Source organism: Bacillus pumilus (assembly GCF_009937765.1).
Classification (GTDB): Bacteria; Bacillota; Bacilli; order Bacillales; family Bacillaceae; genus Bacillus; species Bacillus pumilus_O.
Map to the genome: position 1 here is coordinate 647,609 of NZ_CP047089.1, position 25,261 is coordinate 672,869.

24 protein-coding genes and 3 pseudogenes are annotated in these 25,261 nt (G+C 43.0%); 7 read left to right on the forward strand and 20 right to left on the reverse strand.

Annotated elements, in window-relative coordinates; all coding sequences use genetic code 11:
* Positions 1–41: 41 nt before the first annotated feature.
* Both GPS65_RS03240 and GPS65_RS03245 read right to left on the reverse strand, forming a co-directional pair.
* The gene (locus tag GPS65_RS03240; protein WP_012011143.1) at positions 42–272 is read right to left on the reverse strand and encodes a hypothetical protein; all 231 of its coding nucleotides are present in this window, start codon (positions 270–272) and stop codon (positions 42–44) included.
* A 100-nt stretch (positions 273–372) separates the two neighbouring features.
* Positions 373–702 carry a YuzD family protein gene (locus GPS65_RS03245; protein ID WP_144473866.1) on the reverse strand — a complete coding sequence of 110 codons (330 nt, stop codon included), beginning with the start codon at positions 700–702 and terminating at the stop codon, positions 373–375.
* A gap of 121 nt (positions 703–823) precedes the next feature.
* Between GPS65_RS03245 and GPS65_RS03250 the strand changes: the two are divergent.
* Positions 824–1,123: pseudogene (locus tag GPS65_RS03250) on the forward strand (NifU family protein).
* Positions 1,124–1,166: 43 nt separating this feature from the next.
* Here the strand turns inward: GPS65_RS03250 and GPS65_RS03255 are convergent.
* The 6 genes from GPS65_RS03255 to yutH form a co-directional block, all read right to left on the reverse strand.
* On the reverse strand, positions 1,167–3,137 hold the full coding sequence (locus GPS65_RS03255) for an alpha/beta hydrolase family protein (protein WP_119125314.1): 1,971 nt from the start codon (positions 3,135–3,137) through the stop codon (positions 1,167–1,169).
* Positions 3,138–3,440: 303 nt separating this feature from the next.
* A complete protein-coding gene (thrB, locus tag GPS65_RS03260) occupies positions 3,441–4,373 on the reverse strand; it encodes a homoserine kinase (protein ID WP_012011146.1) in 933 nt (310 codons plus the stop codon).
* Complete coding sequence (thrC, locus tag GPS65_RS03265) at positions 4,370–5,431, reverse strand: threonine synthase (RefSeq protein ID WP_144473870.1); 1,062 nt, start codon at positions 5,429–5,431, stop codon at positions 4,370–4,372. The genes thrB and thrC overlap by 4 nt, the downstream gene beginning before the upstream one ends.
* Positions 5,431–6,732, reverse strand: coding sequence for a homoserine dehydrogenase (locus GPS65_RS03270; protein WP_012011148.1), 1,302 nt, complete (start codon positions 6,730–6,732; stop codon positions 5,431–5,433). The genes thrC and GPS65_RS03270 overlap by 1 nt, the downstream gene beginning before the upstream one ends.
* Positions 6,733–6,940: 208 nt before the next feature.
* Positions 6,941–7,924, reverse strand: a complete 984-nt coding sequence (locus tag GPS65_RS03275; protein WP_144473872.1) for a 2-hydroxyacid dehydrogenase — start codon at positions 7,922–7,924, stop codon at positions 6,941–6,943.
* 85 nt (positions 7,925–8,009) lie between these two features.
* The gene (gene yutH / locus GPS65_RS03280; protein WP_119125316.1) at positions 8,010–9,038 is read right to left on the reverse strand and encodes a spore coat putative kinase YutH; all 1,029 of its coding nucleotides are present in this window, start codon (positions 9,036–9,038) and stop codon (positions 8,010–8,012) included.
* 114 nt (positions 9,039–9,152) lie between these two features.
* Between yutH and GPS65_RS03285 the strand changes: the two genes are divergently transcribed.
* Complete coding sequence (locus GPS65_RS03285) at positions 9,153–9,653, forward strand: phosphatidylglycerophosphatase A family protein (RefSeq protein WP_088001737.1); 501 nt, start codon at positions 9,153–9,155, stop codon at positions 9,651–9,653.
* A 41-nt stretch (positions 9,654–9,694) separates the two neighbouring features.
* Here the strand turns inward: GPS65_RS03285 and GPS65_RS03290 are convergent, their stop codons facing one another.
* The 3 genes from GPS65_RS03290 to GPS65_RS03300 are packed head-to-tail and all read right to left on the reverse strand — an operon-like array spanning position 9,695 to position 11,216.
* Positions 9,695–10,468, reverse strand: a complete 774-nt coding sequence (locus GPS65_RS03290) for a TIGR01457 family HAD-type hydrolase (protein ID WP_144456432.1) — start codon at positions 10,466–10,468, stop codon at positions 9,695–9,697.
* Positions 10,469–10,486: 18 nt separating this feature from the next.
* Entirely contained in the window at positions 10,487–10,921 is a 435-nt protein-coding gene (locus tag GPS65_RS03295; protein WP_088001739.1) for a DUF86 domain-containing protein, read from the reverse strand.
* Positions 10,922–10,940: 19 nt separating this feature from the next.
* Positions 10,941–11,216 carry a YutD family protein gene (locus tag GPS65_RS03300; RefSeq protein WP_003213192.1) on the reverse strand — a complete coding sequence of 92 codons (276 nt, stop codon included), beginning with the start codon at positions 11,214–11,216 and terminating at the stop codon, positions 10,941–10,943.
* Positions 11,217–11,336: 120 nt separating this feature from the next.
* Between GPS65_RS03300 and GPS65_RS03305 the strand changes: the two genes are divergently transcribed.
* Entirely contained in the window at positions 11,337–11,972 is a 636-nt protein-coding gene (locus GPS65_RS03305) for a YhcN/YlaJ family sporulation lipoprotein (protein WP_144473874.1), read from the forward strand.
* A gap of 39 nt (positions 11,973–12,011) precedes the next feature.
* Here GPS65_RS03305 and lipA read toward each other — a convergent pair whose 3' ends face one another.
* Positions 12,012–12,908 carry a lipoyl synthase gene (gene lipA, locus GPS65_RS03310; protein WP_034317455.1) on the reverse strand — a complete coding sequence of 299 codons (897 nt, stop codon included), beginning with the start codon at positions 12,906–12,908 and terminating at the stop codon, positions 12,012–12,014.
* Positions 12,909–13,234: 326 nt separating this feature from the next.
* Between lipA and GPS65_RS03315 the strand changes: the two genes are divergently transcribed.
* Positions 13,235–14,179 (forward strand): M23 family metallopeptidase, encoded by a 945-nt coding sequence (locus tag GPS65_RS03315; protein ID WP_238389146.1) that lies wholly within the window; start codon positions 13,235–13,237, stop codon positions 14,177–14,179.
* A 56-nt stretch (positions 14,180–14,235) separates the two neighbouring features.
* Here GPS65_RS03315 and GPS65_RS03320 read toward each other — a convergent pair whose 3' ends face one another.
* From GPS65_RS03320 to GPS65_RS03340, 5 genes are all read right to left on the reverse strand, one after another.
* Positions 14,236–14,466 (reverse strand): hypothetical protein, encoded by a 231-nt coding sequence (locus tag GPS65_RS03320; RefSeq protein WP_012011157.1) that lies wholly within the window; start codon positions 14,464–14,466, stop codon positions 14,236–14,238.
* Between the two features lie 126 nt (positions 14,467–14,592).
* Positions 14,593–15,363, reverse strand: a complete 771-nt coding sequence (yunB, locus tag GPS65_RS03325) for a sporulation protein YunB (protein WP_161985340.1) — start codon at positions 15,361–15,363, stop codon at positions 14,593–14,595.
* 69 nt (positions 15,364–15,432) lie between these two features.
* A complete protein-coding gene (locus GPS65_RS03330; RefSeq protein ID WP_144456404.1) occupies positions 15,433–15,738 on the reverse strand; it encodes a YunC family protein in 306 nt (101 codons plus the stop codon).
* 67 nt (positions 15,739–15,805) lie between these two features.
* Positions 15,806–17,179 carry a bifunctional metallophosphatase/5'-nucleotidase gene (locus tag GPS65_RS03335; protein WP_161985341.1) on the reverse strand — a complete coding sequence of 458 codons (1,374 nt, stop codon included), beginning with the start codon at positions 17,177–17,179 and terminating at the stop codon, positions 15,806–15,808.
* A gap of 63 nt (positions 17,180–17,242) precedes the next feature.
* A complete protein-coding gene (locus tag GPS65_RS03340; protein WP_012011161.1) occupies positions 17,243–18,094 on the reverse strand; it encodes a DUF72 domain-containing protein in 852 nt (283 codons plus the stop codon).
* A 318-nt stretch (positions 18,095–18,412) separates the two neighbouring features.
* On the opposite strand from GPS65_RS03340, the gene GPS65_RS03345 reads away from it, so the two are divergent.
* Together GPS65_RS03345 and GPS65_RS03350 are read left to right on the forward strand one after the other, a co-directional pair.
* Positions 18,413–19,573 carry a PucR family transcriptional regulator gene (locus GPS65_RS03345; protein ID WP_144468379.1) on the forward strand — a complete coding sequence of 387 codons (1,161 nt, stop codon included), beginning with the start codon at positions 18,413–18,415 and terminating at the stop codon, positions 19,571–19,573.
* Between the two features lie 64 nt (positions 19,574–19,637).
* The gene (locus GPS65_RS03350) at positions 19,638–20,798 is read left to right on the forward strand and encodes an oxalate decarboxylase family bicupin (protein ID WP_144468380.1); all 1,161 of its coding nucleotides are present in this window, start codon (positions 19,638–19,640) and stop codon (positions 20,796–20,798) included.
* A 51-nt stretch (positions 20,799–20,849) separates the two neighbouring features.
* On the opposite strand, the pseudogene GPS65_RS03355 reads toward GPS65_RS03350, so the two are convergent.
* Together GPS65_RS03355 and GPS65_RS03360 are read right to left on the reverse strand one after the other, a co-directional pair.
* Positions 20,850–22,043: pseudogene (locus GPS65_RS03355) on the reverse strand (MFS transporter); the annotation flags it as partial.
* A 157-nt stretch (positions 22,044–22,200) separates the two neighbouring features.
* Positions 22,201–23,436, reverse strand: a complete 1,236-nt coding sequence (locus GPS65_RS03360; RefSeq protein ID WP_144473882.1) for a pyridoxal-phosphate-dependent aminotransferase family protein — start codon at positions 23,434–23,436, stop codon at positions 22,201–22,203.
* A gap of 361 nt (positions 23,437–23,797) precedes the next feature.
* Between GPS65_RS03360 and GPS65_RS03365 the strand changes: the two are divergent.
* Positions 23,798–24,484: pseudogene (locus GPS65_RS03365) on the forward strand (endonuclease I family protein); the annotation flags it as partial.
* Positions 24,485–24,498: 14 nt separating this feature from the next.
* Here GPS65_RS03365 and GPS65_RS03370 read toward each other — a convergent pair.
* On the reverse strand, positions 24,499–25,242 hold the full coding sequence (locus GPS65_RS03370; protein WP_119125323.1) for an IucA/IucC family C-terminal-domain containing protein: 744 nt from the start codon (positions 25,240–25,242) through the stop codon (positions 24,499–24,501).
* Between the last annotated feature and the right edge of the window lie 19 nt (positions 25,243–25,261).

Genomic DNA, 25,261 nt, shown 5'->3' on the forward strand with positions numbered 1-25,261 from the left:
AATTTGATCTCAAAGCTCCTTCTCGTCGAGGGAGCTTTTTTTTATGAAACGGCATGTGCCGATGAACGGGTCAATTTGATCGGAGCAAGGGCAAGGATGCAGTCTTTACGAAACGTTCTCATCGTCTTTTTCGATAAACAATACGCTTGGATGAGCTGGTCCGTTTGACGTTGGACAATGATTTTTCGCTTCGTGCACTCTCCGTTTTTCTTCATATAAATCATCTCAATTGGTATTTGCTGTTGAAGAGATTGTTTCAGTAAATAATTCATGATGCTCACGCTCCTTTCATTTCATTATAATCGAACAAACGTTCTTTTTCAACCCAAAAAGGAACGTTTGTTCTGTTTATTTTCTCAAAAAAAGAACAGTTTAATCACTGCTCTCCGTGTAACCGTATTTCTCCATTTCTTGATAAATGTCTTTTAATTTTGGATTACCTTCTCCAACAATTTGATCTTCCACTAAGACAAGCGGATAAAAGGATTCATCATCAAGAATTCGTTCAGACAATTCCTTTTGGTGTTCGTTTTCTGGTGGGTGCTCAATATCAATATATGTGATGCGAAACGGCTGATTCGGATATTTTCGTTTTAACGCTGCATCTAACCACTCAAATGTGTCTTTTGAAGAAGGCAGATTCACGCAGCTAGCGCAAAGTACATCTCTTCCATATACATAAAGATCGACGGTTTGATTCATTTGGCAAGCCCCCTATTCTTTCTTTATTTTAGCTGAATTTTCTGTATAAAAAAAGTCAAAATCACTTTTTGTTTCAAGATGAGATTGTGCTATAATGAGAAGGAAACTTTGAAACCAATCAATAGATTTTTATCGTCCAGATGAATATAATGGTGATATGTTGTGAAAGGAGCGATTATATCCAATGACTGAAGTCGAAATGAAAGACCAAGTACAGGAAGTACTGGACAAACTTCGTCCATTTCTATTACGTGATGGCGGAGACTGTGAGCTTGTAGACATTGAAGATGGCATTGTGAAATTACGTCTTCTTGGTGCATGCGGCAGCTGCCCAAGTTCAACCATTACATTGAAAGCCGGTATTGAGCGTGCATTATTAGAAGAAGTGCCTGGCGTTGTAGAAGTTGAACAGGTTTTCTAATTCATATATGAGATAAAAACGACCCGAATTTGGGTCGTTTTTTTTATTTTAACTTCTCTCTAAACCAATCCTTGATAAAGGTCAGTCTTTGAATACGCTGCCCTGGGTGGCCACTTCTCGATAAATCATGAGATGCCTTCGGGAATTTGACGAGCCTTGTGTCTTTCCCAAGCTCCTTCAGTGCTACAAATAGCTGTTCTGCTTGATCGACTGGGCAGCGATAGTCTTCGTCACTGTGCAGGATAAGAAGCGGCGTATTTACTTGTTTCACATACTTTAGCGGTGAACGATCCCATAGCTTATCGGCTGAATCATAGATATCGCCTTCGATCTGCCACCTTGTAAAGTAATAACCGATATCACTGATGCCATAAAAGCTAATCCAGTTTGAAATGGACCGCTGTGTGACGGCTGCGCGAAAACGGTCAGTCTGTCCGACAATCCAGTTGGTCATAAAACCGCCATAGCTGCCGCCTGTCACCCCAAGTCTTGTTTCATCAAGGAAATCATAGGCTTTCAGCACATGATCAACAGCCTGCATGACATCCTCATAATCAACGCCACCATAGCTCCCTCTCACACGGTTGGTAAACATTTGTCCATATCCATGACTGCCATGAGGATTGATATACACGATGGCATAGCCTTCAGCAGCGAGCATTTGAAATTCATGAAAATACGTATAACCATACATGGCATGCGGTCCGCCATGAATTTCTAAAATAAGTGGATAAGTCTTCCCCTCTTCCATCTCGGAAGGCTTCATAAACCAGCCATGCACCTCGACACCTTCTTTAGACTGAAACGAAAATGGCTCTGGTACCGATAGGACATGCTCCTTGAGGAATTCATCATGCTCGAACGTGATTTGCATTAGATCCGCCTCTCCTAATGTCATCTCATACAGCTCACTTGGAGAAACGGGTGACAGCCGGCTCAGCAGCAATTTGGATTCATCCGGATGAAGGCTGAAGTTTGTGATATGTTCTGCCTCTAATCGAACAGGATAGGCTAAGCCTTCAACGGAGAAATAATAAATCCCTGTACTGCCTTGATCGGAAACAAGCGCATAAAACCCCTGGCTATCCTTTGTCCACTGCGGAAGCTGATTGGCTTCTCCCATAAAGCTATCCCCTGCCATACAGTTGCCCACATACATATCGAGCATTTCTGACAACTGAACGACATTTCCCTCCTTCAGATCATACAGCCATAATGCTGGGAAAGTAGCATTTTGAAATTCGCGCTCATGTCCGATATACACGAGGCTCTCTCCATTAGGAGCAAAAGATACGGTAGAATAAGCGCCTGATGATTGTGTGATTTTCTTTGTCGTACCGTCCTCTAATGATCGGAGGCACACGTCACTTATGTAAGGTTTTTGAGGATTTGATTGAATATAGGCAAGCCATTTCCCGCATGGAGAGAGCGTGTGATTCACATGATGATGCTGTCCGCTCGTAACTGCCTCGATCTCTCCTGAATGAACATTTACTAGAATAATCTGCGTAAAACGCCCATCTAAAAAGCCTCTGCCATCTGCTTTATAGGTCAAATCATCATATACCGCAGGAGCGAACTCATCCCGCTCTTCCTTCTTTTCATCATGAACAGATTCTGATGGTTTCAGTGACACAGCCGCATAAATGAAAGCTCCATCTAGTGAAAAGACAGGATGAGATACCCCGTAAGGAATCGCCGTTAAGGTGCGTACACCGCCTCCCTCGCACTGAATCAGTGCAAGCTGAGGAGCTTCCTTTGGCTTTTGCAAAATAAACGCGAGCTGTCTGCTGTCTTTTGACCACACCGGCTGATAATGCTTTCCTTCCTCAAATGTCCATTGTGACAGCTCCTCTGTCTCTTCATCTCGAACCCATAAATGGATGTTGTAATCGTCCTTTTTGTCATTCACCGTGACCTTTGTAAAAACCGCCTTTTTTCCATCTGGTGAATAAACCGGATGAGAAACAGAAACAATTTTCGTTAAATCTTCTGCTGTCATCAATTTCTTCATGAATGTATCTCCTCCTTTTATGCATAAAAAATAGTTCGATCCTCTAAATAATAATCCCTGCTTCATTTTATAAAAACAAAAATAAAAAAAGAACGTGCATTTTTACAGCACGTTCTCAGATTGTTGACAAAGGGCTAAAATGATCTTGATTTTAGCCCTTTGTCTTCTTTTCAGCGTGATAGAAAACCTTTGCAGTCTAGGAAGGACGAGCATCGGAGCGGAGCGAATTGAACATTCGTGAGCACCGAAGCACAGATCTGACACCGAATGCGAAGGTTTGTCTACACGCTGAGAACGTGCATTTTATAGCACGTTCTTTACTTGATTGACAGGATCATGCTCCACGACAACACCTTCTACTGGTACCGTCAACAGATCTACTTCGCAATGTGGGAAGTTTTGGGCAAGCTGCTTTTTCAGCCCTTCTCCCTTCCCTTTTTCAATTAAGGTTAAGATTGTCGGACCAGCACCGCTTAATGCCGTTCCATACGCTCCTTTTAGCGAAGCGACATGCTCTACCTTCGACAGCTCTGGAACGAGCATTGTACGATAAGGCTGATGAAATAAATCCTTATTCATCATTTCTCCAACAAGCGGCCAGTTTTGCGTCATTAAGGCGGCAACAAGCACATTGCTCACAGCACTCGCACTAACAGCATGTTTATAGGAAAAATCCTCCGGCAGGACATCACGGGCATCCTTTGTCAGCACTTCATAAAAAGGAATCACGACAACAACATCTATATCCACATGTTTCACTTTGACGGCATGTGTCTTGTCTTCTTCATGAAGACCAATCAGTAAACCGCCAAATAAAGAAGCACCCGCATTATCTGGATGACCTTCTACCTCACTTGCAAAAAAGAGCTTTTGATCATCCGTCATATTTAATTCGAGAAGCTGGTTGGCTAGCTCAATGGCTGCCACAATGGCAGCCGCACTGCTGCCCAGCCCCCGTGCCAATGGAATATCACTCCACACTTTGACATAAACAGGCGGGAGTGTTTTTCCAAAGTGATCTGCGACCTTTTTGGCTGTTTGATAAATGAGGTTGTCGGTGCCGGGTGGAATCCCAGACACGACATCTGATTCTGCTTCAAACAGCCAACTATCATGGTCAAAGACCGATAGCTTTAAATAACGGCTGAGCGCCATTCCAACTGAATCAAAGCCTGGTCCTAAATTGGCAGTGCTTCCCGGTACTGTGATTGAAAAAAGCATGGAGGCTTTACTCATACGCGCGCAGCCTTTTCCAAGTGTTCAAGAATTTGATCTTCATCTGCATCGAGTGTAACCGGTTTGATTTGTGAAATATCAATGGCTGTATTTGGATCTTTCAATCCATTGCCTGTTAATACCGCCACAACTTTACTGCCTCGCTTGATCTCTCCGGATTTCACTTGATTTAGAACACCTGCGATAGACGCACATGAGCCTGGCTCTGCAAACACGCCTTCTTCACGAGCAATCAATTGATATGCATGAAGAATTTCTTCGTCTGTCACTTCATCAATCTTTCCGTTTGATTCATCTGCCGCTGCCACAGCTTGTTTCCAGCTTGCAGGATTTCCGATACGGATGGCAGTTGCCACTGTTTCTGGCTGTTCAATCACTTCGTTTCGTACGATCGCTGCTGCGCCTTCTGCTTCAAAGCCGCGCATAACAGGCAGTCCCGTTCCTTTTTTCTCATGATATTCCTTGAAGCCTTTCCAGTAGGCAGTGATATTCCCTGCATTTCCAACAGGAATCGCCAGTACGTCAGGAGCCGAGCCTAGCTGCTCACAGATTTCAAATGCCGCCGTCTTTTGTCCTTCAATTCGGTATGGATTGACAGAGTTCACAAGGGCAATCGGCGATTTTTCACAGATGCTGCGAACGATTTTCAGTGCATCATCAAAGTTTCCGTCAATCGCAATGATCTCTGCTCCATACATCACCGCCTGCGCGAGCTTACCGAAGGCAATTTTTCCGTCTGGAATGATGACGATACATTTCATATCAGCACGGGCTGCATAAGCGGCTGCCGCTGCAGAAGTATTCCCTGTCGAAGCACACATGACCGTATCATTGCCCTCTTCTTTTGCCTTTGCAACAGCCATGACCATCCCGCGATCCTTAAAAGAGCCTGTTGGATTGACGCCTTCTGTTTTCACATGAAGCTCAATCCCTAGCTTTTCCGAAAGCTTGGAGAGGTGGATCAGCGGTGTATTCCCTTCATTTAATGTTAGTTTTGGTGTTGATTCGTTTACTGGTAAGAATTCTTGAAATTCTTCAATAAGTCCATTCCACTTCATCAGCTTAAACCGTTCCCTTCTACTCGGTACGTGCTCTTCACTTGAACCACCACGTCGAGATCGTTTAATTTTTGCAGGATATTTGAGAAATCTTCTTCTGAGGTCCGGTGCGTAATAATCACAATTTCAGCCAGCTCATCATGCCCTTTCACAGGAAGCTGAAGGATCTTTTCAAAGCTGATACCTCTTTCAGAAAAAATAGATGTAATGCGGGAAAATGCTCCAACTTGATCTCTCACATGAATTCTTAAAAATTGCTGAGCAAATACTTCCGATGGTGATTTGATCTTTTTCTCAAACTGCGGTGCAATAAATCCACTTCCGTTCACGCCAAGGCGCATGTTTTTCATGACTGCGACTAAGTCTGATACAACAGCGGTTGCCGTTGGCAGACTTCCAGCTCCAGGTCCATAAAACATCGTTTCTCCCACAGCACTTCCATAGACATACACCGCATTGAATTCATTGTTGACCGATGAAAGCGGATGGTGATCAGGAAGTAAAGTGGGCTGGACACTGACTTCTACTTTTTCTCCGTCTCGCTGGGCAATTCCGATTAGCTTCATTGTGTAGCCGAATCGTTTACTGAAATTAATATCTTCATCAGAAACGTCAGAGATGCCTCTCACCTTTACATCCTCTAATTCCACATTCATGGAAAATCCGAGTCTTGCAAGAATCGCCATTTTCCTTGCTGCATCTAGTCCTTCTACATCAGCTGTTGGATCTGATTCTGCAAAGCCAAGATCCTGTGCTTCTTTTAAGACATCTTCATATGCGCTTTTATCGACGTTCATTTTTGTTAAAATAAAATTCGTTGTGCCGTTCACAATTCCCATCATCTTCGTAATTCGGTCAGAGGCTAATCCTTCCTCCAAAGTACGCAGAATCGGAATTCCTCCGGCAACACTTGCTTCATAATAAAGATCACAGCCATTTTCTTTCGCCACATGTAAAAGCTCTGTTCCATAAAGTGCCATTAAATCTTTATTGGCGGTAATGACATGCTTTTTCTCATTTAATGCATCTATTAAATATTGTTTTGTCTCTTCAATGCCGCCCATCACTTCAATAATGACGTCGACTTCTGGATCTCTAATCACATCGTATACTTCAGTTGTGAAGACCTCTCTTGCCACATCCACATCTCTCTTTTTATCGGGATTGCTCACAAGCACTTTTTGTATTAATACCGGACAGCCGATTTGGTGCATTAATTTATCCTGATGATCTTGGATAATCTTGACGACACCACTTCCCACTGTTCCTAATCCTAATAGTCCAACTCGAATTGCCTTCACCTGAAATTCCACCTTTCTCCGTAAATGTCCTCTCTAAAAGGACATTTGTTAACCTAACGCAGACATTCAATGTACACACATTATAAAGGGGTATCCTCGTTTTGACAAGGTAATAAAATAAGAGATTGTTAGAATGAAACCGCTTAACAGCTATTTATATCAAGATTCTATATTTTCAAAATATTTTTGTCAGAAAAGCTCCCGAAACTCAGGGAGCCTGATATAATGAGCGAACCGGAGTTTTGGCTTGCTGACCTTGTAGGACAAGCGCAATATTATCTGCACATAAACGCATCATCGTTTTTCTCGTTTCGACACTCGCACTTCCAATATGAGGGAGAACCGTAACGTTAGGTAATGTTGTTAACAGATGAGATGGGCTGACAGGCTCCTCCCTAAATACATCCAGACCAGCGCCGGCAATTTTTCCTGTCGTAACTGCCTCATATAAAGCATCCTCATCCACAGTTTGTCCTCTTGATACGTTTATAAAATAAGCAGAGTTCTTCATCAGATCAAATGCCTTTTCATTAAACATGTCTTTCGTTTCCGGGGTTAACGGCGTCAGGCAGACGATGAAATCAGACTGCGTGAGCAAGTCCTCAAAAGCCGCATAGGTCACGCCGAGCTGCGCTTCTGCCTCCGGCTTTCTTGACCGGTTATGATACAGCACCTTCATGTCAAAGCCTGCTGCCCGCTTGGCAAGCGCTGTTCCGATGCTGCCCATGCCGACAATTCCGAGGGTTTTGTGGTGAACATCAGCTCCTGCAAGAAGAAGCGGTCCCCAGCCTGTCCAATTTCCGTCCTTCACCCAATCACTCGCCTCGACAATCCGTCTCGCTGAAGCCATCAGAAGGGCAAAGGCTAAATCAGCCGTGGATTCTGTTAGTACATCAGGCGTATGACAAATGGTGATATTTTGCTTTTTAGCCGCTTCAACATCAATATTGTCATAACCCACAGCAAGGTTTGCGATCACCTTAACATGTGGAGCCTTTGATAAAAGGGCTTCATCTACTTGATCTGACAGCATGGTGAGAAGCGCATCCGCTTTCGCTGCTTGTTTCTCTAATTCTTCCCGTGGACATGGCTCATCCTCGCTCGGCCACATCTCGATATGAGCGACTTCTTTTAGTGGTGTAAGTGATGCTTCATCCAGCTTTCTTGTGATATAGACATAAGGTTTCGTCAAGAAGAACACTCCTTTGATTAATTTCTTTAAGCATAACGAAAAACGCCTCAAGAGAAAAGAGACGTTTCATCTGTTCACGAAAACTTCAAATCAGTGGACCTGTGATCCAGCCAACAGGTGGAATAAGGCTCCCGCCGCTTCGCATGGCGCTCATTTCTTGAAAGACCTTTAGAAAGTATTCATAGCGATTCGCATCATTTAAGACGTAATCTAGCCGTTCTTCATAATATGATTTTTCAGTTTCTCCCGACATATAGTAACCTTCCACAATTTCAAAATAATGAAGCGGAAACAACAAGCGACTGTATAACAAACGCTTAGAAAAAGAAGATAGTGGTGTCACCTGCTCATATTGCTGAAGAAAGGAAAAGCCCTCTTCAATTAAATCTTCCTTATGCTGGACAAAGGTTTCTCTTAAGTATTCGGCGATATCCCGAGTTGGATGATCAAAGACCCAATCTACAGGTAAACGCAGCGGCTGCTCAAGCGGCCATGTTCTCCGCGAAAAACGCTGGTGGCAGACAGTGCCTGAGTCACATTCTTTCGGTTCATCATCCAGCTCAGTATCCACTAAATATTGAATGGCGTTTTCTGTTAATCCAAGATAGTACGGAAAGGATTCGATGAATTTTTTTTCAAACCGTTCTAGTGGTTTTTGGTGCATTTGCTGCATCCAAAAACCTTCAAGCTGATCTAACCGTTTTGCCCATAATTCCTTCCAAGCTCCCACACGTTTTGTTTCAGACACCTCATATGGAAATCCTCTTCCCCTGACATGAAAGGTCGCCAGCTCTGACGCCTGTTGAAACGAGCGGCTTGATATCGGCGGGGCTGCCTTTAATAAAGCATACAGCTCCTTTCCATGAGTAAAGGTGGGTTTCTCTTCATTTGTTAATTCAAACACAGCGACGTATGGGTCTCCGGCATTCAGTAAATACTGACTGATATGAAACAGCTCTGTGAGTTCTTCTTCTCGCAAATGAGACACAGGAACAATGATAAAGAGAGCCTCCGACGTTTGAAAGCTCTGATAACTGCCGTATGGCATAAGTTGACGCACATCAATACCAAATGTGTGATAAATGGTTTCTTTCATGTTTTCACCTGCGTTCATAAGATCAATCTCTTATCATATCGTAGTCGCAGGTTGAGGGATTTATGAATACTATTTACTATCCGAAGCTTTCTACACGTTGTGGACAAATTACGAGGATTGGGTGAGGAATATATGCCGCATCATCACGAGATGAACGAAGTAGAAAAAACAGCAAGACGCCGTTTACAAGAACGAGGCGTATCCATTCAAGATATAGCAGACCTTGTCTACTTTTTACAGGAAAAATATCATCCTGGCTTAGACATGACAGAATGCATCCACAATGTGGAGCGTGTCATCGCAAAACGAGAAGTCCAAAATGCGATATTAACAGGCATTGAACTAGACGTACTAGCCGAGCAAAAAAAACTGACCGAGCCGCTTCAGTCTATTCTAGAAACAGACGAAAGCCTGTACGGTGTTGATGAAATTTTATCGTTTGCTATCGTTAATATTTATGGTTCGATCGGCTTTACGAATTACGGATATATCGATAAAGAAAAACCAGGAATTCTCGGGAGACTCAACGATAAATCCACAGGAGAATGCCACACCTTTTTAGATGACATTGTCGGCGCCATTGCGGCAGCAGCATCAAGCAGGTTGGCACATAGTGTGAGAAATGTGGAATAAAGCAAAAAAGAGGACGCGCGCGTAACGCTTGTCCTCTTTTTTTATGATAATCGTTCAATCCACTCAGATAATGAATCAATGACATAGGTTGGCTGTTTATCATAGTTCTGAAGCAGCTCTTTTGTTGTCACGCCTGTATGAACAAGCAATGTGTCCATTCCTGCATTCATTCCTGCCATAATATCCGTATCATAGTTATCACCTACCATGAGCGTCTCAGACACATCGGTCCCGAGCACCCGCATGGCTTGTTCCATGATGATGGATTCTGGCTTTCCGATAAATGTTGGCTGGACTGTCGTGGTGACGGTCAATACAGATGTTAATGAGCCGTTACCTGGCAGAAGCCCTCTTTCTGTTGGAATGGCAATGTCTCCATTTGTTGAGACAAATTGTGCGCCTTGACGGATAGCAATCGCACCTACTGCGAATTTTTCATATGTCATGCATCGATCAATTCCAACCACAACGAAATCAGCATCCTCCTGACCAAATGTCAGCCCTTTTTCTTCAATGGCCTGCTTGATTCCTTCTTCACCGATGACGTAAACAGACGCGTCTTTCTTTTGTTCAGCAATATAATTGGCTGTTGCCATACTTGTTGTAAAGACTTGTTCTTCAGTTGCTGGGATATCGAATGAAACCAGTTTTTCCGCTACCTGCTTTGGCGTGCGTGACGAGTTATTCGTGACAAACAAGTAGGGAATATTTAGTTCGTTTAACTTTTGAACAAATTGACCTGCTTCCTCGATCTTTTCTGTTCCTTTATACATTGTTCCGTCTAAATCAATTAAGTAGCCTTTGTATTTCATGATGCTCACAACTCCAATGGATTATTTAAACGCTGATACTGGGCCAAGCTCCTGCTCTAAGTAGGTACGGATGCGGTTTGGGAAAACCTGTAGCGCATGCTCAACCTCGCTAATCACCTGCAGCAAGTCGTGATGATCCACTTCTTGGTATTGCTGTACAAGTGTTTTGCGGCACGAGACAAGCTTTTTCAGCTGACTGCCTTCCTCTTCGGGTACAACCTTTTCATCAACAAGAATATCCATGATGTCATCATAGCTTCCTGGATCACGCATAATAAAGCCATCAATCATGTCATTTCCCGTATCAAGAATACATTCGACGAGCAAATGAACAATTCGTTCCAGCGCTTTTTTCTCTAGTGGACTTGTCCATGTTTGATGGCTCTGCATCAACTCATATTGCTCCTCGAAAAAACGTAATGTCTCTTCAATTTTTTTTCTGTCTACGAAATACATCATGACGCTCCCCTTTGCGTTATTTTCTGATTCGTTTTAAGACAAAATAGGCACAGCCAAAATTACAGTATTCATAAATGTATTCATCGAGTGTGCTGATTTTTGTATCAAATGTGGCCTTTTGGTTTTGGTCATCAAAGAACCCCTTCAATCTCAGCTGATTGTAGCCCCAGTCCCCCACAATATAATCATACTTATTTAAGATATCTGAGTACCTTGCTTTAAACGCTTCTTCATCAAAACCGTCTTTAATGTCTCTTACAAGATCAAAAGTAGCATTCTGAATGACGATCATCTTCTCACCTCTTTTTAAACGATCCATCTTTAATGATAATTCATTGGAAGAACTCCATCAATTGCTAAAGCATGTTTTTTCCGATTTAGCCGAAGCTAATGAAAAAAGGAGGTCACATTTATGAAGAAACAACTGACAGCCGCAATTCTCCTCAGCATGCTTTTAGGCGGGTGCGGCTTTCAATCAGGTATGAACCGGCAAGTGGATGAAGATTCTTCAAGTAAAACCATCCGACTGTCGGATCGTCATGAAGGAAATAATTCCAACATGCCAGATGCAGACACAAACAGAGCAGGGTATGTTCGTTATCAGCGCCAGCAAGTAACGGATCAGAAAGAAAGAACACCTGCTTTAAATCGCGAGCATCTTGCCCATGTCATTACAAGTTTAACTGTGCAACTGCCAAACATCAAAGATGCAGCCACACTTGTGACAGATGAGGATGCACTGATTGTGTATCGAACAGGAAACAAAAACCGGGATGAATCTGCCGATCAAGTAAAGAAAACGGCGGTTTCTGTTCTCCCTCGTTATTATCATGTATACGTCTCTGATAATCCAGAGCACTTTCAATCCATTGCCAATTTTTCACGTCTTCAAACCAATTCACGTGATTTTGATCAAATCTTAACGAAAACCATACAACAAATGAAATATTCCCCTCAAGGTGGAGATATTTCTACGAAAGAAGATGCAAACGGGATGACAAATTCCGATCGTACCATGAGAAGAAACGCCCCTTACGGCCAAAATTAATACGAGAAAAAACGCCAGAGATCTCTGGCGTTTTCTTTGTTATGCTTGCGCCTGACGCTTTTTAGACGCTTCGTTTACTTGTTCATCTGCATGGTAGGAAGAGCGCACAAGCGGTCCAGCTTCACAATGGCTAAAGCCTTTTGACATCGCAATTTCTTTCAGCTCTGCAAACTCATCCGGATGATAGTATTTTTGCACTTTTAGATGTTTTTTCGAAGGCTGTAAATACTGACCAATCGCCATAATATCGACGTTGTTAGCAAGAAGATCATCCATCACTTCAATGATTTCTTCCTTCGTTTCGCCGAGTCCAATCATAATGCTTGATTTCGTTGGAATGTCAGGCTGCATTTCTTTTGCACGGCGCAAGAATTCTAATGAACGATCATATGTAGCACGCGCACGAACCCTTGGCGTTAATCTACGAACGGTTTCAATATTGTGATTTAAAATGTCAGGACGTGTGTCCATTAACGTCTTCAAGTTATCGTAATTACCGCCCATATCTGAAGGGAGAACTTCAATTGTCGTAAATGGGCTTTTTCTTCTAATGGCACGAACGGTTTCAGCAAACACACCTGCTCCGCCATCCTTTTGGTCATCCCTTGCAACCGCTGTTATCACAGCATGTTTTAAGTTCATTAACGCAACTGAATCTGCCACACGTTCTGGCTCTTGCAGGTCAAGCTCAGTTGGAAGTCCAGTTTTCACCGCACAGAAACGGCATGCGCGCGTACAAACAGATCCAAGAATCATAAATGTCGCGGTTCTTCTCACTGCCCAGCATTCATGAATATTCGGACATTTTGCTTCCTCACAAACGGTATTCAGGTTGTTTTCCCGCATCATTTTTTTCAAACCGGTATAGTTTTCATTCGTATTCAGCTTAATTTTAAGCCAGTCCGGTTTTCTTACGTGCTCTTCCTTCTTTGCCAATTCCATCATCTCCATATGAATTCGTTAAAGGTGCATCTACAAAAATCTTCCTGCTATATACGATGGATGCAGCTAAGAAGCTGCAAAAAATTGAATCTTCGGCCTAAAGCCTTTTCTTTAGACACTTTAACATAGTACAGATTGAACAACAAGGGAATGAGCTGCAAAAATACCCAAAAGCCTCCTAAAAAATCAGAAGAAAATTACTAACATTTTCTTCTTATGAAATAGGGTGATCTAACCACACTAAACGGTAGAAGACGATGCTTAATGAAAGGAGATGGACGTTTGTGAAAGTGGTTTTAGCCATCATAATCGCTCTTTCAATGCTTCCTTTACCTGTTCATGCACAAGGGGCAGCCAAGCAGCCAGATGTACTAAAGCAGCGAATGGCACTATACGAAAAAGTCGCCATCACGACACAAGTTCCATGGTATGTACTTGCTGCGGTTGATCAGTATGAGCACAATATTCGAAAAAGCAGAAGAGATTTACCGAAACAAAAAGGCGTCATTGGCATCTACATTCCCCGGGAAATGTGGATCGGTCCTGAAAACCCGAATAAGCAGGATACCTCTCCTTTAAGCATTAAAGTGTTTGATGGAATTGGACTTGATGGAAACGGGGATGGAAAAGCAAGCAGCGATGACGATGAGGATGTATTATTCACGTTTGCTCAATACTTGCTTCATTACGGCAACAGCATTGATCAATTAAAAATTGCTTTATGGGACTATTATGGACGAGATCAAACCGTTGGAATCATTTCATCTTTTATGAAGCTATATCAGCACTATGGCCATCTTGACCTCGGAAAGCACGCTTTCCCTCTTCCGGTTGGAGCTGACTACAGCTACCGGAGTACATGGGGAGATGCAAGAGGATTTGGAGGCAGGAGAATTCATGAGGGTACAGATTTATTTGCCCATTATGGACTTCCCGTTCGTGCGACATCGTATGGTGTGATTGAAATGAAAGGCTGGAACCGCTTTGGCGGCTGGCGGATTGGTATTCGAGATATTCATAACCATTATCATTACTTCGCTCATTTAAATGGCTTTGCAAAAGGACTCAAAACAGGTCAAATTGTTGAACCTGGACAGGTCATTGGATCTGTCGGTAGCTCCGGTTATGGCCCCCCAGGCACAGCAGGAAAATTTCCGCCGCATCTTCACTATGGGATGTATAAAGACAACGGCAGAACTGAATGGTCTTTTGATCCGTACCCTCATTTAAGGGCATGGGAGAGAGCTGAGCGGAAACGGCATTAAAGAAAAAGGAGAAGTTTAGCGTTGTCGCTCTCTTCTCCTTTTTCATGTCTAACAAATTACTGCTCATTTTTCTCCTTCAAACCTAAAATTAAAAATAGAATTCCCATGATGAGGAAACTGAAATACACAACGGTTACTTCCAATGGAATCATGTCAAATATACCTCTAAAAATATCGATACTTAAGCTTTCATTTCTGATCAGTAAAATGGCTGCTGTGATGTATTTAGCACTAAATACTATAGCAAAAACCAAAAAACAAATACCACTTACATAAAGTTTCTTCATAAAGCTCCCCCTAATAACAATTAAAATTGATCATGACACATCCATCCATTTGGAATCAAGTAGATAATGAGGTTTTTATTTACAATAAAGTCATATAAAAAAACAGCCCAATCATTCCTTGGGCTGTTATTCTTTCTTCCCCTTTTTCTCTGGGAGAACAATCGGTGGAGCGCCTGAGTTCGTTCCGCTCCCATTGTAATAATCTGGTACGTCTCCTTGAACGGCTTGAATAGAGACGGGAACTGAATTTTTGACCACGATTGTTTCAGATGCAAACGGGATGATGACCCTCACCTTGACCTCGATTAGAACACTAATATCAATCAAGGCATTATTGATACCATAAGGCTTAATGTTTTTTTCAACGTCCGTATGCGGGTCACCAATGACACTGAAGCGGACAGGCACTTTTGGTCCTAGATTAGCGATAAGTGCATTTCCGGATGCTTGCCCAAGCGGAATGTTATATATAATGCCGTCATGTCCATCTGTTTGATCCTTTAATGCTTCTTTTGCCTCTTTTTGAAAGTTCCCCTTTTCAATGTCCTCTAAATTTTTTTGAAGATGACGTGACAGGTCAGCCATTGCTTTCGATGTTGCTTGCGCATTAAAATCGATAGTCGTTACTTTTCCGTTCTCACTTGTATTCATGACCACCATATCCTTCATATTCTCCTGATCTTCTGCAAAGTCTTGGACGGAATATTGAATCAGATGATTGGCGATACGCTCTGTTTCTAGTTCAGCAATATGAATAAGGGTTGGTTTAATGGAACGGTTAATAAAAAATAGACTGATGACGGTTGAGAGCACAAAGAATAAGATCGCAAGCAGCATGACGTATCGAAATGGCAAAGGGCCCTTTTTATAGGGGCGATAGCGGCGGTTCATTCTCAATAAAAAATCCCCCCTTCTCCATTACAAGTGTATGCAGACAGGCGGGGGGATAGGAATCATCTCTCCATTTTATTTCACCATTTTTAACAAGGCGTCTCTTCCAATGGTTCCAGCTGTAATGCCTAATGCTTCTGCAGCGTATGTCACAGATTCTAAAGGGGCATCAAGCAATTGCTCTATCGTTCTCACACCAACTGCTCTCCCTGCGATAATGCCTCTATCTGCAAGCTTTTCATTTAAGAGCCCGACATCCAGTGCACCGCACATAATATACCCATGTTCATTTGTCACTGCCATAAAATTCGTCTTCGGCAGTTTGACGGTGACGGCTGTAAAGGAATGTCCATCAATATTAATAGGTGTTAAATTCACCAAATCCCTTCACTCCTCTCATCACAATCTATGTGACAAGAGGGCGAGTGTTGTTAGGCTAAAGCGGATTTCATGTGGCTTCCTTCAGACGCCAAGTAAGGACATCACGTAAAAATTCCGGCATGAAATATTCAATGTGTTCATGGTCACGAATATGAGGAAATAGAGAGCCTAATGTATACATATCGACTGTGCCAATTGTATAGGAAGCATCTTTATTGATCAATTGATCATGCACAAAAACATCCTTCACCCGTTTGGTTTCGCCTTCTTCTACTGTATAAGTGAGGCCGCTATACAGCATTTTCCCCATCAGTTCCCCTCTAAAGCCAAAGCCCTTGATGCGCAGCTGTTCCATTTTTTCTTCACATGCACGCCGAACGGTTTCGATGAGCTGTTGACCGGTAAGCGTCACACGAATAGGGTTAATGGGATGCGGGCAGATTCGGTGGACTTCTTCTCTTGTCACAATTCCCGCCTCTAATGAATCCAGCACCATTCCTGCATTCATCATGCCGATATCTACTCCGCACCAATCTTTAATGGCATCTGTTAAGATCTGCGGAAGCGGAGATTCATCAAACCACTTCGTTTCTAATCTTGACTCAATCTCTGTTACTTTTTCCTGCATGAGGGCTTTCGCTCTTCTCTCTGCTTGTTGTAAGGTAGTGATCGCTTCATCTGATTCACTGATCAGCTGGTCCACTGACTGCACCGTCGCTTTTTTCTCGATTAACTCTTTGCTCGCTGTATCAATAGTCACCTCGACACAGCCAATATAATGCCCATACTTTTCAGCGCATGCAAGCAGCACTCCATTGTCCATTTCACCCTGTTCTAACAAGTGATGCGTATGTGAACCTAGAATCATATCGATGTCAGGAAAATCACGGGCAACCTCCCGATCATGGAGAATACCTAGATGTGATAAGAGCACAATGACATCCGCTTGTCCCTTCACTTCCTTCAACATGTCCCGTATGCTGTCAAACGGATCTGTAATCTCCCAGCCCAGCTTTTCATAGACAGGTGTATACGCAATGGTCACGCCTAAGAGACATATTTTCAGTCCATTTTCCATTTGGATCATATGATAAGGCTTTGCCCACGATGGCCTTTTGCCTTTCTCAAATAAATTAGACAGGATCACTGGAAATTGTGCATGCTCGTACAATTGATCGAGCTGATCATGAGGCAGCGTAATACCTTCATTATTCCCAATCGTGACCCCATCATAGCCAAGTTGATTGAGAAGCTTGACGTTTACCTTTCCATAATCAGCTTCTGACACAAGGTTCACCCTGTCCATATGGTCGCCAATATCAAACAAGAGCATCTGATCGTGAATTTGACGCTTTTCCTCAATATAAGCTGCGATTTTTGGCCAGTTCTCAAAGTGGCTGTGCAAGTCGTTTGTATGATATATCCATAGCTTCTGCAGCATGTTGATCTCTCCCTCAAGTTGTCACTGAACCGTTTCATTCAGGTTGAAAGCCGCAGCTCTCATTTAACTAAATAAATCTAACTGCTTCGGAGAAAGGCTTGAATACGTAATATCCAGCAAATCAATCATCTGCTGACCATTCGCCGCTGCATCTCCGCCGGAGTTATTATTAAACACGACATAGACATCTTTTGATTGCTGATGCAGAATGTCGAGTTTCTTTTTCCACTCTTTTAATTCAGCTTCATTATATAAATATAAGTATCGCACTTCTCGCCAATTTTCATGATCTGCTGGGTGAAGCCAGCCCTGTTTATTTCTCCCGTGAAAACGAACCAATGTTTTATCACGGTGCGTAGCTTGTATGACGGGCGGAATGGAGCCTTCTCCCACTTGCGGCTCATCACAAACAGAATGAATCCATCCTTCTTTTTCCATAAAGGACAAGGTCTGCTCATAAAATTCATCTGAGAACCATGTGCGGTTACGGAATTCGAGGGCACATGGAATGTCACCCATCTTCTCTTTGCACCATCTTAAATAAAGGACGTGCTCTTTTTTGCAATCAAACCATGGTGGAAATTGAAACAGAACCATGGCTAGTTTCCCTTCACGAATCAGCGGAGTCAATGAAAGAATAAATGCGTCAAACATCTCTTCCTTTGAAGCAAACGGAATTTCGCCTCTCTGATGACCGGTCATCCCTTGATATGCCTTTACAACAAATTGAAAGGTATCTGGCGTATCCTTGATCCACTTTTCATGATTACGTTCAGGCTGAACGGCATAAAAGCTGGCATCCAGTTCCACAATGGGAAACGTAGACGAATAGTGAAACAGCTTTTGCGCGCTGCCGATTTTCGGCGGATAAAGACTGTCATGGTCACCCCAGCCAGTTAATCCGATATAAATCATGTTTCTCACCTCTTGCCACTTTCATATATAGACGGCTTCCTCACATGAAAGCCTTTTTCTCTTGTCATACCCATCTTTCTAAAAGAAATTCTTCTGTCTACAACATATCATATTTGCCGGTAATTCTGAATGAAGATGACTGATGGTGCGTGATTTTATCATGAGTTATGTTTGTTTGTCATGTTAGTTGACAATATTCTATCTAAAATGATGTGAACTGATAACATACTATATATCAGAGAAATAAACAGTGATTGTCCATTTATTGATTCATCTTCACCAAGAGCTTTAGTTTTCAATAAAGGAGACTTAGTGGATATGAACTTAGACGATAACCAATTTGAAACATTGCAAAAAATCGCTGAAAGGATTCGCCACCCTGTCTATTTGTGTAACCAGCATGGGCGTCTTCTCTGCAACTCGCACATCACCAGCACGAGCCCAGATTGGATTCGCATTCTCCCCTTTTTCCAAAGCAGGACACCCCATTATTTTTCGATAATAGATACGAAGCAAACCTATTCTGTTTTTTCGATCGATCTAAACGCACAAACATATGAGTATGTGGTCATCCCATCGTTCTTTCTTCCGCTTGATGAAACACTGCAAGTCATCATTGAACAAGCAGTACACGGTATTTCGATTGCGCGAATGAGGCAATATACTGCCCAGCAAACGGCCAAGCGTGCCAGAAACGAAGGGTTTCGCAGATGGATAGAGGGTGCATCGTCTTCTCAGCGAGACGATGCACACATTGCGAAATCATTTGGATTAAATGTAGATAGCAGCTATCTATGTATGATCTGTCAGCTTGATCCGTATCATGAGAACACTCATTTTTTAGAGCAGCAACTGATGATAGAACAAGTCGTTGATCTGCTCGACAGCGCACTTCCACACTCTCCTTTCCCTTCCTTTTTATTCGTCAAAGGGGATATGGTCATTGTATTAATGGAAGAGACGGGCAATTGGTCAGAGATGAGTGAAAAACTTCTTTCTTTTTTGAAACAAATGCAGATACTCGTTAGCATACAAGTGAATCACACCATTTCCTTTGGCGCGAGCTTGACTAGTTGTCGCATTACCCATCTGTCTGAGGGCTACAGTGAAGCATTAGAAGCGCTTCAAGCCGGGCATCTCTCGGCACAGTCCGAATATATTCAGTTCTACCAAGCAAAGGATGTGCCAGATTTATTAAAGCTTATTCCAAGAAAGGATTTAGTCACGTTTCACCAGATGCACCTTCACCCGTTATATGAAGCTGGTCAAAACCTCCTCCACACCATATCTGTCTATTTAGAAACGCATTGCCACATTTCAGAAACAGCGAAACGTTTGTCTATTCATCGCAACACGGTCATTTATCGATTGGAAAAGTGTGAAGAGCTGCTTCGAATCAGCTTAAAAGACCCTGAAGCCACATTAAGGCTGCGTTTAGCATTACGTATTCAAATGCTTCTTTCCCCCCATCCTGATTGAATGTTTTCTTCCGAAGCTTCATATAGTTTGGAGGAGAAAAGTGATACAAGAGGAGGGATAATCAATGGATGATGAGCTGCGTCACATCCCGCAGCCAATTCGAGAGGATGGTGCAGGTGCAACCGATATAGGCCCGCGGGACGTCCTTCGAGATATCGAGAACCCGGATATGCTTGTTCCACCTAAAACAGATGCCGGAACCATTCCCAACTTAAAATTTTCATATTCCGATACACATATGCATTTGAATCATGGCGGCTGGTCAAGAGAAATTACGAAGCGAGAGCTACCTGTTTCCACAACGATTGCAGGTGTCAACATGCGGCTGACTCGGGGCGGAGTACGAGAGCTTCATTGGCACAAGCAGGCTGAATGGGCGTATATGATTTTAGGGAAAGCCCGCATCACCTCTGTAGATGCAGAAGGGCGAAATATGATCGCTGATGTAGCAGAAGGAGATTTATGGTATTTCCCCCCAGGTATTCCGCACTCCATTCAAGGACTTGAGAACGGGTGTGAATTTCTTTTAGTCTTTGATGATGGTGCTTTTTCTGAATTTGATACGTTCACCATCACAGACTGGTTTGCCCATACACCGAAACACATTCTCTCCGAAAATTTTGGCGTTCCTGAGAAGCTGTTTGACCATATTCCGAATAAACAGCGCTACATGTTTCAAGGCTCTTCGCCAGCATCATTAGAAAGCCAAGCGGTATCTGATCCATACGGAAGCATCGAGCCGCCATTTACGTACCAGCTGCTTCGCCAAAAACCGCTGACGACCTCTGGGGGAACTGTCCGTATTGTCGATTCACGAAACTTCCCTGTTTCAAAAACCATTGCAGCTGCGCTTGTTGAAGTAAAGCCTGGCGGCATGAGAGAAATGCACTGGCACCCTAATAATGATGAGTGGCAATACTATTTAACCGGTACAGCCAAAATGACGGTCTTTGGAGCCGGGGGCACTGCCCGCACCTTTAATTATAGAGCAGGTGATGTTGGATATGTTCCCTTTGGTATGGGACATTACATCCAAAATACCGGTCAAACGAGCCTTTGGTTTTTAGAAATGTTTAAAAGTGATCGCTTTGCAGATATTTCGTTGAATCAGTGGATGGCCTTAACTCCTCATCAATTAGTGAAAGAGCATTTGCATGTAGATGATGCCATGATTCGTGCGCTTCATAAAGAAAAATCACCTGTCGTGACATATAAAAGGTCATGAACATAAAAAAACCGATCCATCTGTGCTGATCGGTTTTTTGATAATTAAATTTTAGGAAATCACAGAACGCTGCTGCACTTTTTTCCCCCACACGATGGATGCAATGAAGCTTATGCACAGCACTAGTGTTCCAAGCATAAAAGGAAACTCAATATTCACATCAAATAAAATCCCCGCAAGGCTCGGTCCAACAATATTGGCAAGGCTCATAAAGGACGTATTGAGACCGCCTGCTACTCCTTGCTGATTACCTGCCATTTTCGACAGCAATGTATTGAGGGCTGGACGAACAAATGATGTGGCCGACAAAAATAAAATAGAGCCTGCAAAGATTAGCCAAAAGGACGGCGCAATCCGGCAAACGATGAGCATTAAAGCCGCACCTAGCAGTGCATAACGTACGACGCGCATTTCACCAAATCGTTTCACAAAAGCATTCACCAACGCACCTTGGACAAGCACGCCAGCAAGGCCCGCAACCGTAATCACAAACGCAATATCTTTCGGTGTAAATCCATGTTTTTGGTCTACATATAAGCCGAAAATCGATTCAAAGTGAATGATGCCAAAATTGAGGACAAACGCCAATATAAACAAAAAACCGTAGGATGTCTTTAAAGCTTGCATCATTTGTACAAACGGGTTGAAATGAATGTCTTTGTTTAGCCGCGCCTCCTCCTGCTTTTCCTTTGTTAATGTTTCAGGTAAGAACAGGATGGACAATAGGGTAGAAAGAGCGGCAAAGGAACCTGCGATGAGAAAAGGAAAAGCAATCCCATACTCCACCAAATAGCCGCCTACGCCAGGTCCAATGACAAAGCCTAACGTCATCGCTGCACTAAATAGCCCCATTCCTTTCCCTCGATCTTTCTCACTTGTGATATCAGCGATGTATGCAAACATGGCTGGCATGAGTAAAGCTCCGGCAGCACCGCCTAAAAATCGAGACACAAACAGCATCCAAAGCTGATCAGCAAATGCAAAAATAAACTGGGCAATTGTAAAGCCTGCGATCCCAGCAATGATCAATTTTCTACGTCCAAATCGATCGGTCAGTGCGCCTGCGACCGGTGATAAAGCAAATTGCGTAAGACCTGTTGCAGCGACAAGAAAACCGAGTGTTTTTCCTGTTGCGCCAAAAGCTTCAATGTAACTTGGCATGACAGGGACAATAAGGCCAAAGCCAAGCATGGCAATAAAAATATTGAGCATTAAAATATATAATCTGCCCATTTTCTTCATATCAAAAAACCTCTTTCTGCTAAATAAATGAAAATGATGACAAAAATGATCAGAACTTCTTCAGTATAGCGATATCACTATCTATAAGTCTAGTTTTTCAAAATTTAGTTTTCTTTTCCAAATAAAAAAATACCCGCAAATAGCGAGTATTCTTATGACATTATTCACCTTGTTCATAGATAGAAAGAGCCGCCTGAAGCCCTGCGCCGCAATGGATGGATGCACCGTGTTTGATTAGAATTGCTTCTAGCCCTGCTAACACAAAAAGCACATTTTCTTTTCTGCAACTATAGCCCATTGTGCCAATTCTCCATATACGTCCAGCTAGCGGTCCAAAGGAGCTGGCAATTTCAATGCCAAAATGCTTAAGCAGATCGGAACGTACCGCCTCTCCATCTATACCACTTGGAATCTCAATACATGTCACAACTGGCATTTTACAATGTGGATCACCGAACAATTCAAGTCCCATCGCTTCAAGGCCTTTCATCAAGGCTTTCTCGTGATATGCATGCCTTTTGAAACGCTCAGACAGACCTTCTTCCAACACAACACGAACCCCTTCACGAAGTGCATAGAGCATTGTTGTCGCTTCTGTATGGTGATTTAATCGCCTAGGGCTCCAATAATCCTGAAGCTGGCTAAGGTCAAAGTAATTGCTTTTGATTGGAGAAATATCCATTTGCTCCTGCAATTCATCCTGTGTTGCAATTCCCTTTTCCACTTTCTTTCTCGATTCAACGACAGCTGCCACCCGGTCATTATACGTGATAGGAGACATACCTGATGGAACCGACAAGCACTTCTGCGTACCGCCAATCGCTGCATCAATCTTCCATTCGTCCACTTTTACCTCGGCCCCGCCAATGGTTGCTACAGCGTCTACTATGAACAACGCATCCAGTTCTCGGCACGCTTCACCAATTTGCTCAAGCGGCTGCAATCGTCCTGTGGATGTTTCACCATGGACCATCGCAACGATTTTAGGTCTCACCTGTTTCATTTCCTGAATGATATCACTAGGGTCAAAAACCGTTCCCCATTCACATTCCATTGTATGTACATCAGCCCCATAACGCTGTCCTATTTCAATGAGAAGATGACCGAACCGGCCAAAGACAGGCACAAGCATCGAATCACCCGGCTCAATGACACTGGCAAGTACAGCTTCTAGCCCTGAACGAGATGTGCCGTCAATCGGAAAAGCCCATTCATTTTCTGTTTGGAAAAGGGATCGCAATAAGGTCATCGTCTCATTCATGATCTGTGTAAATGCTGGATCAAATTGACCGAGAATAGGCGTACTCATTACACGGAGCACCCTTGGATCTACTTCAACAGGTCCTGGTGTCATAATTGTTCTTGAAGGTATTTGCAGTTCTTTCACGTTATCCATCCTTTCCCTTGCTGTCATCCTATATGCCCACTTATACCGTAATGCTGATAAAATAGCAATCTCTTTTCCTACGAATTTATTACATAAAATTTACGATAAATCCATTTATTTCTTTCTGACAATATGATAGAAATAAAGAGAATACATTCCCTATCAAGGAGGAAATCGAATGAAGAGAACCATATTTGGAACTGTCGCTGCCGGTATCATGATATTCGGTACGTTAGCCGCCCCGCTACCGCAAGCTGCGAATGCTCAAAACTTTACTCTGAATGAACCGAGCCAAACGATCACATTTTCCCCGTTACAGCTTCAAAACGAAACATCTGCACAACAAGCGAAAACTACCGCTTCAAGTCAAATCGATTCCTATTATCAATCTGCTAATGGCAAATCAGGACCCGCTCTCAAGAAAGCTTTACACGATATTATTGATGATCATAAGCAGCTATCCTACAGCCAGGTTTGGGATGCCTTAAAGAAAACGGATGAAGATCCAAAAAATCCAAACAACGTGCTCTTACTCTATAGCGGTGTCTCTCGCTCAAAGCAATCAAATGGCGGTAATGTCGGCCAGTGGAACCGGGAGCATGTGTGGGCTAAGTCACACGGAAATTTTGGGACAAGCCAAGGCCCAGGTACAGACCTCCATCATCTGCGGGCAACAGACGTACAAACGAATAGCACTCGTGGAAATTTAGATTTTGATATGGGCGGAAATGAATACAAGGGAGCACCAGGCAATTTCTACGATAGCGACTCATTCGAACCTCATAGCCGGGTGAAAGGGGATGTGGCAAGAATGCTCTTTTATATGGCGGTGCGATACGAAGGTGATGACCGCTTTCCTGATTTAGAATTAAACGACAAAGTGAATAACGGCAGCGCCCCTCTTCACGGTAAAATGTCCATACTTCTCAAGTGGCACAAACAAGACCCTGTCGATCAAATCGAACGGAACCGCAACGAGATCATTTATCAAAACTACCAGAACAACCGCAATCCCTTTATCGATCACCCAGAATGGGCAAGTGAGATTTGGGAATAAAAAGAAAGGCACTGCTACGAACAGGCAGTGCCTTTCTTTTTATCAAGCGGACAGACAAGACAATAATCGAGACTCTCCGATTTTTTCTCGAGCTTATAATACATACAGCAAGTCTTTCGATTGGATGTTTCTAGTAAACTGTCATCTAAGTTTAAGCTGTGATGAAATGGATTTTGTTTTGCTCCGAATACATCACCCGCTGCTTGCTTCAGATACAGATAGTCCTCTCGCACGCGCTGCTTCACCGCAAGGTCTTCAGCCTCCCGCATCATGCTACGATAAAGAGAATTGATACGAACTGCTACATTCTCCCACAAAATAGTGTATGGAAGTCTTGACGTGCGCTTCAGTACATCTAAAAGAGGTGTAACACACTCCGTAAACAGCGCATGTACAACCTGCTCTCTCCATTCATTCCGATCTCCTTCTAATGGAACAAACGAACATAATGACTCATCAATTTCGATTTTCCGATCCTCTCTAAAGACACATGCTTCTGGTGGAAATTGATAGACAACGTCATACAGCGTCATCATGTACAAAGAGGAACTGACCGCTAAGTAGGCATAACGCTTTGAAAACATCGACGCTGCTACAGCTACATTCGGTGCATGCATCGCTTCTTTTTCAGCTTCTAATAAACGCAGGACAGATGCTTCTGAAAAAAGCGCAGCAAGTGTGCGATCAGATGTCATTGGTCCATTTGTGATGTGTACGCCGAAATCAAGTAATTCTCTCTCCACCCACTCTGGCCTCATATCAAAACCTCCATCTTCT

Bases quoted from the DNA above. Each gene is read 5' to 3' on its own strand.
- GPS65_RS03295 (WP_088001739.1), bottom strand. From the start codon at position 10,921: ATGTATTTCGTAGACAGAAAAAAAATTGAAGAGACATTACGTTTTTTC.
- GPS65_RS03285 (WP_088001737.1), top strand. From the start codon at position 9,153: ATGCCGCATCATCACGAGATGAACGAAGTAGAAAAAACAGCAAGACGC.
- GPS65_RS03255 (WP_119125314.1), bottom strand. From the start codon at position 3,137: ATGAAGAAATTGATGACAGCAGAAGATTTAACGAAAATTGTTTCTGTT.
- yutH (WP_119125316.1), bottom strand. From the start codon at position 9,038: ATGAACGCAGGTGAAAACATGAAAGAAACCATTTATCACACATTTGGT.
- GPS65_RS03305 (WP_144473874.1), top strand. From the start codon at position 11,337: ATGAAGAAACAACTGACAGCCGCAATTCTCCTCAGCATGCTTTTAGGC.
- GPS65_RS03350 (WP_144468380.1), top strand. From the start codon at position 19,638: ATGGATGATGAGCTGCGTCACATCCCGCAGCCAATTCGAGAGGATGGT.
- GPS65_RS03360 (WP_144473882.1), bottom strand. From the start codon at position 23,436: ATGGATAACGTGAAAGAACTGCAAATACCTTCAAGAACAATTATGACA.
- GPS65_RS03345 (WP_144468379.1), top strand. From the start codon at position 18,413: ATGAACTTAGACGATAACCAATTTGAAACATTGCAAAAAATCGCTGAA.
- GPS65_RS03340 (WP_012011161.1), bottom strand. From the start codon at position 18,094: ATGATTTATATCGGATTAACTGGCTGGGGTGACCATGACAGTCTTTAT.
- GPS65_RS03315 (WP_238389146.1), top strand. From the start codon at position 13,235: ATGCTTCCTTTACCTGTTCATGCACAAGGGGCAGCCAAGCAGCCAGAT.
- GPS65_RS03335 (WP_161985341.1), bottom strand. From the start codon at position 17,179: ATGCTGCAGAAGCTATGGATATATCATACAAACGACTTGCACAGCCAC.
- GPS65_RS03370 (WP_119125323.1), bottom strand. From the start codon at position 25,242: ATGAGGCCAGAGTGGGTGGAGAGAGAATTACTTGATTTCGGCGTACAC.
- GPS65_RS03245 (WP_144473866.1), bottom strand. From the start codon at position 702: ATGAATCAAACCGTCGATCTTTATGTATATGGAAGAGATGTACTTTGC.
- GPS65_RS03320 (WP_012011157.1), bottom strand. From the start codon at position 14,466: ATGAAGAAACTTTATGTAAGTGGTATTTGTTTTTTGGTTTTTGCTATA.
- GPS65_RS03240 (WP_012011143.1), bottom strand. From the start codon at position 272: ATGAATTATTTACTGAAACAATCTCTTCAACAGCAAATACCAATTGAG.
- thrC (WP_144473870.1), bottom strand. From the start codon at position 5,431: ATGAAGTGGAATGGACTTATTGAAGAATTTCAAGAATTCTTACCAGTA.
- thrB (WP_012011146.1), bottom strand. From the start codon at position 4,373: ATGAGTAAAGCCTCCATGCTTTTTTCAATCACAGTACCGGGAAGCACT.
- GPS65_RS03300 (WP_003213192.1), bottom strand. From the start codon at position 11,216: ATGATCGTCATTCAGAATGCTACTTTTGATCTTGTAAGAGACATTAAA.